At 50.2% G+C, this 7,792-nt stretch carries 6 protein-coding genes; 1 reads left to right on the forward strand and 5 read right to left on the reverse strand.

The genetic code is table 11. The features are described 5' to 3' along the window. Window positions 1–97: 97 nt before the first annotated feature. From KTQ90_RS12015 to KTQ90_RS12025, 3 genes are all read right to left on the reverse strand, one after another. Window positions 98–1,852, reverse strand: coding sequence for a membrane dipeptidase (locus KTQ90_RS12015; protein ID WP_217318631.1), 1,755 nt, complete (start codon window positions 1,850–1,852; stop codon window positions 98–100). Window positions 1,853–1,991: 139 nt separating this feature from the next. Further along, window positions 1,992–2,468: an Lrp/AsnC family transcriptional regulator gene (locus tag KTQ90_RS12020; RefSeq protein ID WP_022157770.1), complete on the reverse strand. Its 477-nt coding sequence runs from the start codon at window positions 2,466–2,468 to the stop codon at window positions 1,992–1,994. A 150-nt stretch (window positions 2,469–2,618) separates the two neighbouring features. Further along, a complete protein-coding gene (locus KTQ90_RS12025) occupies window positions 2,619–5,165 on the reverse strand; it encodes a mechanosensitive ion channel family protein (protein WP_217318632.1) in 2,547 nt (848 codons plus the stop codon). Between the two features lie 484 nt (window positions 5,166–5,649). On the opposite strand from KTQ90_RS12025, the gene KTQ90_RS12030 reads away from it, so the two are divergent. Then, window positions 5,650–6,906: an ATP-binding protein gene (locus tag KTQ90_RS12030; RefSeq protein ID WP_022157773.1), complete on the forward strand. Its 1,257-nt coding sequence runs from the start codon at window positions 5,650–5,652 to the stop codon at window positions 6,904–6,906. A gap of 102 nt (window positions 6,907–7,008) precedes the next feature. On the opposite strand, the gene KTQ90_RS12035 is transcribed toward KTQ90_RS12030, so the two are convergent. After that, the gene (locus KTQ90_RS12035; RefSeq protein WP_217318633.1) at window positions 7,009–7,104 is read right to left on the reverse strand and encodes a smalltalk protein; all 96 of its coding nucleotides are present in this window, start codon (window positions 7,102–7,104) and stop codon (window positions 7,009–7,011) included. A 151-nt stretch (window positions 7,105–7,255) separates the two neighbouring features. Further along, entirely contained in the window at window positions 7,256–7,693 is a 438-nt protein-coding gene (locus KTQ90_RS12040) for an HU family DNA-binding protein (protein WP_217318634.1), read from the reverse strand. Window positions 7,694–7,792: the final 99 nt, after the last annotated feature.

Genomic DNA, 7,792 nt, shown 5'->3' on the forward strand with positions numbered 1-7,792 from the left:
GCAACTTTTTACTCATATTTATCAACTTAAATTAATTCCGCCAACGGGTATATTTAATATTAATGTAGTATGTTTCTGCAAAAACACCTTATAGATGCTATAACTTTCTGTTTGCTTCGAGCGCTCTTAGCCAGTTGCCGCCCCATATCTTCGCCATATCTTCTTCCGAATAGCGGCGGCGCAGCAGCTCTTTTGTGAAGTTTATCAGTTCGGAGGCGTCGGCAAGTCCGGGCACGCCACCGTCGCCGTCGAAGTCGGTGCCAAGTCCCACATGGTCGATGCCCATTACGTTGATGGCATGTTCGAGATGGAGCATTGCGTCGTTGATGCAAGCTTTGCCGTCGGTGCGCAGGAATCCGTTGTAGAGTGTTATCTGGCATACTCCGTCTTTTGCGGCGAGGGCTCGCATTTGGTCGTCGGTGAGGTTGCGCGGCACGTCGCACAACGCCTTGCTGTTGCTGTGCGAGCATACTATTGGCTTCGCCGATATCTCCAGCGCATCGTAGAACGACTTCTCGCCGGCATGACTCATGTCCACCATCACTCCCAAGCGGTTCATCTCGCGTATCACCTCAGCGCCGAACGCCGATACGCCGCCGTGAGTATTGAGAGTGCGGCGCGCCGAGTCGCATATCTGATTGTCGCCATTGTGACAAAGAGTGATGTATACTATGCCGCGGTCGGCAAAGTGCTTCACGTTTCGCAAGTCGTTCTCTATCGCAAGACCGTTCTCTATACCAATCATCAGCGATTTTACTCCATTGCGCTTGTTGCGCAGCAAGTCCTCACGGCTTCGCGCCAAGGCGATGTACCGCGAGTCGCTGAGCACAATCTCGTCAATCTTGTCGAAGATAAGGTCGGCGTAAGCTTTCGGTGTGTCGACGGGGAATGGTGCTACGTCGGCGAAAGTTTCCTCCGGCTTAGGCTGCGGCAGATATGCCACCATCGTCACCGCGTCCGTCCTGCCCTCGTTCATTTTGTGCAGGTCGTAGAGCACTTTTGGGTCGCGATGGTCGAAGCACACGCCTTGCGGGAAGAACATCGGCGTGTCGCAGTGCGAATCGATCGTGAGGTTGCGCTGGTGGAACAGTTTTGCGCGTCGCATCACATCGCCCTCCTCCACAAGCCACTTGAAGAGCGGCAGTCCGTCATCACCAAGCCACTCCGGATGCCATTGTACTCCGAGCACAGCCTTATGTTCGCTACTCTCTATTGCCTCAACCACGCCGTCGAGCGCCCGCGCAGTTATCTTGAAGCGCTCACCCGGTGCCGCCACAGCCTGATGGTGGAACGAGTTGACGAACATTTTCTCCTTATTATATATATTATAGAGCACGCTGCCTTTCTCTATTTCCACGGTGTGCGTCGGTTCCGAGCGGTCTGCATCCTGCGAGTGTCGGTAGTTTGTCGGATCGTGCGAGATGTCCTGGTGTACCCGTCCGCCGAGCGCCATAGCAAGTGTCTGCACGCCGCGGCAGATGCCCAGCATCGGAATCTGCCGATCGAACGCCAGTCGGGTTATGAGCAGTTCGGGCAGGTCGCGCACGTTGTTGATGTTATGCAGCGCAGGCGAAGGCTCCTCATCAGCCCACAGCGGATTGAAGTCGCCGCCGCCTGTGAGCAGCAGAGCGTCGATAGTTTCGAGCGTATCGAGCAGTACGTTGCGGTCTGCCATTGGCGGAATGAGCACGGGCGTGCCTCCTGCCTTTATAATCTGATGGTAGTAGCGGTCGCGCACTGTAGCGTCGACGCCCTCGTAGTTGGTTGTTATGCCTATAATGGGTCGCTGGCTTGTCTTCGGCTTGTTGTCGTAGAAGTCGGCGAGATGCTTGTTCAGGTTAAATGATTCCATACTTATAAAAATATTCCCACAGAGTTCACAGAACACATAGAATCTCCGACGTTCTGCTCCTTTGCAGAAGCGGTGTCTGTTCTGTGTGTCATGTAATCTCTGTGGGAGATGTTTGTTTATTCAGTACGCAACGCGGCGCTTAGTCTTCATTCTTGTCCTCAAGGTGTACCGGAATCTCGCGCTTGATGCTCTGGTCGAGCGATATGAGTGTTTCTGTAGACACCACGCCCGGAATCATCTGCATCTTGTTGTTGAGCAGGTCCATGAGCTGTTCGTTGTCGCAAGCATACACCTTAAGCAGCATTGTGTACGGACCGGTTGTGTAGTGGCACTCCACGATTTCGGGTATGTCTACCAACTGCTTCACCACGTCCTTATACATGCTACCGCGCTCGAGGTTCAAGCCTACGTATGTGCATGTGCTGTAGCCTACGCTCTTCGGGTTCACCTCAAAGCCGCTACCAACGATTACGCCACCCTGAATGAGATGCTGAACGCGCTGGTGGATTGCGGCGCGTGATACGCCACACTCAGCAGCTACATCCTTGAATGGGATGCGTGCGTTCTTAGAGAGAATACTAAGTATCTTTCTGTCTAGATTGTCAATTTTGTCCATCTTCTATAATGAAATTTTGTCTATGATTACAATTTGTCAGCAAAATTATACATTTTACTTGAGACAATCAACAAATAGACCTTTCTTTTTTAGTTTTTTAGTACAAAACGACACGAAAGACTCTCATTTTTGTTATTTCCCCCTTCAAAACTACTGCGATATGATATGCAGGTCTCTCTGCGGGAACGGTATCTCGATGTTGTGCTCGTTGAGCGTGTTGTATATCGCCTCCTTCACCTGACCGGTCTTGCTGAACTTGTAGTCGACAAGCCCCCAATAAGTCACGAAGAGATTCACCGAGTTGTCGCCGAAGTCGTCGAACACCACGCTTACCGGTCGCGTCAGGTCTATCACGTCTCTGCCGTCGGGCGCTTTCTCCTCCAGATTGTTCACTGCCTTTATGAGCATCTGTCTCACTTCCTCCACATTCGAGCCGTACGCCACGCCCACCGGCACCTTCACCCATTCGTATGAGTGGTTGCGAGTGATGTTCTTGAAGTTCTTGCTGAACAGCGAACTGTTGAGGAAGGCTATCACGCATCCGTCGCCGGTGATGATCTGCGTACTCTGATACGTTATGCTGTCCACCTTTCCGCGTATGCCGTCACATTCTATGTAGTCGCCTACGCGCACACGTCCGGTCATTAGTGATATGCCGTAGAAGAAATTCTCGAGCAGGTCTTTCATGGCGAAGCCCACACCTGTCGCCAGACCAGCCGAGATTACGGAGATAGCAGTAGACGGAATCTTCAGCATCTTGATAGATATGATGAAGTAGAGACCCCAGCAGCAGATGGCTATGATATTGTTGGCGAGCGTGAAGTTGGGCTTGCCGTTCACCACCACCTTCGACTTGTGGTACTTATGATAGAGCGACTTCACGAGATAGTTGATGTAGCGGAACAGGAAGAACTGCGACATCACCATCACCAGCTTGCCTATCGAGAGCTGTACCACGCCCGGCACGTTCAGGAAGTCGAACATGAATATAGTCCACACCGTAGCCGTCAGGTCGAACACGTCAGCCGCCCACCATATTGAGAGCAGCACCGAGAACACGCTTATCATCGGCACCAACGCCATGTACACGAAGTCGTAGAACCACGTTACGTTGATGTGCTTGTTGTGGCTCTTGGTGATGATGCTCAGCACCGACCCCTTCTTCGCTTTCTCAGCCTCAGCCTCCGAGTGTATCTTATGCGCCAGATAACGCTTCTCGTACTGCGCCAGTATGTCGTACACGCACGTAATGGTCTGTATGCAGCTCAGCTGGAACATCCACCAGATGAGCACCTGCACCGACAGCAGCACGTATCCGTAGAGCGCCGAGGCGGTAGAGAACACCATTATAGCCAGCGATATCCATGTATAGAAGATGTCCGAGCGCGGAATGTTAGCATTATGGCGCTTCACCACACGCCACTGCCATACGGTGAACGCGAGCAGTATGGGCGGGAAGATGAGCGTCACGAGGTTGTTCGGTATGAAGATGATGCGGAACGTGATGACGATGAACGACATCAGCATTATAGGCGCATAGATGCGGAAACCGCTCTTTATCTGGTCGCCCGGCAGACGCACCAGCAGCGAGAAGAAAATGGCACAGAGCAGCCATGCGTACTCTATGAGCAGCTTCGACGCCATGAGGAAGAAGTTATGGTACATGAACGTGCGTGCCACCATCACCGACACGGCGAAGATGAACATCGCCACGAACAGTATGAGACACACCTTCTTCTTCATGAACTCCTCCGTGCGGAAGCGCTTGGGCACGAGCCAGCGCACCAGCACGTTGCTCAACATGCCGGCAAGCATCATATACAGCAGCACGAACACGCTCAGTCCGCCCACGATAGGTCCGCGCCATTGTGAGTAGACCTTGCGTTCGCCGCCGTCGGCGCTTTTCACCTTCTCCTCGTCGTACTTCTCGTTCACGTCAGCCTTAGCCGAGTGATACTGCATCGGCATATTCTTCAGAATCTCCAGATAGTTTTGGTCGCCGTTCACGAAGATGGTGTGCTGTATGTCGTTATATCGCTGAATAGCGTAGTCGTTCATTTTCTTCAGCTTCGCCGACATGAGCTGGTAGTGCTGCTCGTCCTTCTCCACACTGTTGCGCATGTTCTGCAGATTGCGCGCGAGCGCCACGGCATAGTCCAGACACGCCTTGCGGTCGTGCAGTCCCTGCCCGTCGAGCATGAAGGGCAGCTTGCGCTGCTTTCCGTTCTTGTCCACGATGAACTTCGGCGCCTGCTGCACACTGTCCCTGCGCACCATCGACGGCGGAATCTTGCTCAGCGTCTCTATCAGATACTTGTAGCGCGTCAGCTCCGAGTCCATACGCTTCATGATGTTTTTATACGGCATGCTTCGCTTGCTGAACTCGCGGTACATCTCCGTAGCCTCATGGCAGGCGTACGTCATATCGAACGTGAAGTCCTGCTTCTGCGAGTAGAGCATCAGCGCCACCTGGTCGCTACGCTGCATCAGACTTATCATCTGCTTGTGCTGCGTCTCGGCATACACCGTGTAGCGCGCCATGTTCTTGCGCTGCTCGTTGAACGTCGTCTCCAGTTCGGCGCGCAGCACCGACAATGTCGAATTAAGGTTTTTCTCCTTGAGCACCGCACCGGCACTCAACGACACGCACAACATAACCCAAAGACATGCCATGCGCTTCAAGAATCTTATTCTCATAATATCTCCTTGTATGTGTTATTTATATTTCAATTATGTTTATGCGTGCAAAAATACGTCTTTTTTCTGAAAACTCACAATTCACAATTCAAAATTCGCGTAGCGCTTATACCATTGCCTGTACGCCATAATGTGTTTTCCTTTCTTTTTTTAGATTTGGTTAATACTTTGTGTTTTTCTTTTTGTGTTGTGTTCCGGATCACGTTTGCAAAGGTACTGTTCAGCGCAGGCGATGTCAAGTATTTCTCAATATTTTTTCAAAAAAACTATATCTTTCAGCTTTTCCGTAGCCCAATTGCGCCCCGATATATAATATATAGATATGTGTAAAGTAAGGTTTACTGCTCCAATATTTTTACCAGTTTTATCCACTAAACTGCATTATACTGGATAAAAACAGGCTTTTTTATCCAATACAGCGTTTTTATTGGATAAAAAGCTGTATATTTGCCATCATTAAAGGACAACTATACAACGAGCGATTATGAATACTGTCATACAAAATCAACGCAAGGAACGTGACGAATTGCTGGCGCGACCTTATCTCGTACGCAAGTCGAATACAAACGCATCTGTTCTTCTCGCCAATCCGATGATAAAACTCATCACCGGTCCTCGACGTGTGGGCAAATCGACATACGCCCTATTAATGTTGCAAGGCAGAAACTTTGCTTATCTCAATTTCGACGACAACCTTCTGCTGTCGGGCTGGGACGAGGAACTTGTAATGCGCACTCTCGACGAAGTGTATCCTAACTATGAATACTTGTTGCTCGACGAGGTGCAAAATCTGAAAGACTGGGATATATGGATATCAAAACTATACCGCCGTGGTAAGAATCTCGTCATCACAGGCAGCAATGCCAAGATGCTCAGCAGCGAAATGGCAACTGTGCTTACGGGCAGATATCTACAAGTGGAGATGTTGCCATTCAGCCTTTCTGAAACAATGGAATGGAAAGGCTTAAGCACAAAAGGCAACAACGAGGCGCAAACAGCCGAGGCTACCGTAATAGCCGACGACTACCTGCGCAATGGAGGTTATCCCGAAACTATTGATATGCGCAGCATTACACGCAACTATCTATCTACGTTGTTCGACTCGATAATATGGAAGGATGTGGCAAAACGCCACAACATACGCAACATAAACGACCTGAACAACCTCGCCATTTATCTGTTGTCAAACTTCTGCAACCCGCTTTCTGCCAACGATATTGCCAAAGAGCTGTCTATGACGAGCGTTACGACAACACGCAAATTCATGAACTATCTGCATGAGCCATATCTGTTCTACTATCTGCCACGCTTCAATAACAAACTGAAGTTGATGAAAAAGGCTGCAACTAAGGTATATGTCATCGACAATGGATTTGTAACGTCCAAAGCTTTCAATATAAGCGAGAATCTGGGACGCTTGTTAGAGAACGAGGTATTCGTGGAACTGCTACGCCAGGGTTTCCAAGTAGAGACATCGTTGTTCTACTATCGTTCGCGCAACGATCGCGAAGTAGACTTCGTTACTCGTAATGGCGCACAAATACACCAGCTCATTCAGGTATGCTACGACATGACTTCACCAAAAACAGAGAAACGCGAGGTTACAAGTCTTATAGAATGTGCCGAAGAACTGAAATGCAACAACCTGATTATCATCACCAACAACGACGAGAGGGAAATAAACAAGGACGGATATAACATAAAGGTTGTGCCGTTCGCCAAGTTCGCATCAGCCTATTGATAGCTGTAAAAGAATATAGCTCTGACTTCACAAAGCCAGAGCTATAAATAATGTATATATTCCCCTGACTTCAGAGTGTATACATCCTTGTTCAGAGGTAGCTTAATATACCATTGCCTGTACGCCCAGCGTACTCAGCACCGCCGTAGCGATGGCCACAATCAGCTTCAGTATCGTCTTCAAAGTGTCTTTATTCATTCTTTTCATGGTATTACGTTTAATAAGTTCGTGTTATCTGTAACTGGTGTTCCATCAAAGCGTAGCGGAGGTCTCCGGCCTCCGCAGCAAGCAGCCTCACTAATCGAGCCCCGGTGCTGCGGAGTACGAAGGCCTCCCTACGGCTCAACGCCTACTCCTTAGTCACGTCAGCGCGCTTCACGCTCTTGTAGTCGTCGAGCTCCGCCACCTTCATGCCGGCGAGCATCGGCTTCACGCGCTTGCCCGATACGATGTCCTTGTGCACCTCCGGTGCGAAGCGCACGCGAGCGCCGATGATGTGGTTCTGCGGCTTGAACTCCTTGAGGTTCGCGCAGCCCTTCGACTTCAGGGTTACGCGGAAGGTGCCCAGACCCTCAATCTTCACGCTGTTCGAGTTTAGCAGCTCGGTCTTCATCACCTCCGCCAGCTCGGTGAGCACGGCGAGGATGTCCGAATACTTCACGGTACAGTTCGCCTGCATTATCTCCGCGAGCTTCTTCAAGCCCACCGACTCGCGGTAAGCCGCACGAGCGTAGTAGAGTCCCTTGCTTGCGTTGTTAGCCTTGCTCTGATAGATCTTGTAATTCACTGCCATAATGTGTTTTCCTTTCTTTTTTTAGATTTGGTTAATACTTTGTGTTTTTCTTTTTGTGTTGTGTTCCGGATCACGTTTGCAAAGGTACTGTTC

Source organism: Leyella stercorea, from assembly GCF_019052365.1.
Classification (GTDB): Bacteria; Bacteroidota; Bacteroidia; order Bacteroidales; family Bacteroidaceae; genus Prevotella.

Coding starts and splice junctions, on each gene's coding strand:
- KTQ90_RS12015 (WP_217318631.1), bottom strand. CDS start 1,852: ATGGAATCATTTAACCTGAACAAGCATCTCGCCGACTTCTACGACAAC.
- KTQ90_RS12020 (WP_022157770.1), bottom strand. CDS start 2,468: ATGGACAAAATTGACAATCTAGACAGAAAGATACTTAGTATTCTCTCT.
- KTQ90_RS12035 (WP_217318633.1), bottom strand. CDS start 7,104: ATGAATAAAGACACTTTGAAGACGATACTGAAGCTGATTGTGGCCATC.
- KTQ90_RS12025 (WP_217318632.1), bottom strand. CDS start 5,165: ATGAGAATAAGATTCTTGAAGCGCATGGCATGTCTTTGGGTTATGTTG.
- KTQ90_RS12030 (WP_022157773.1), top strand. CDS start 5,650: ATGAATACTGTCATACAAAATCAACGCAAGGAACGTGACGAATTGCTG.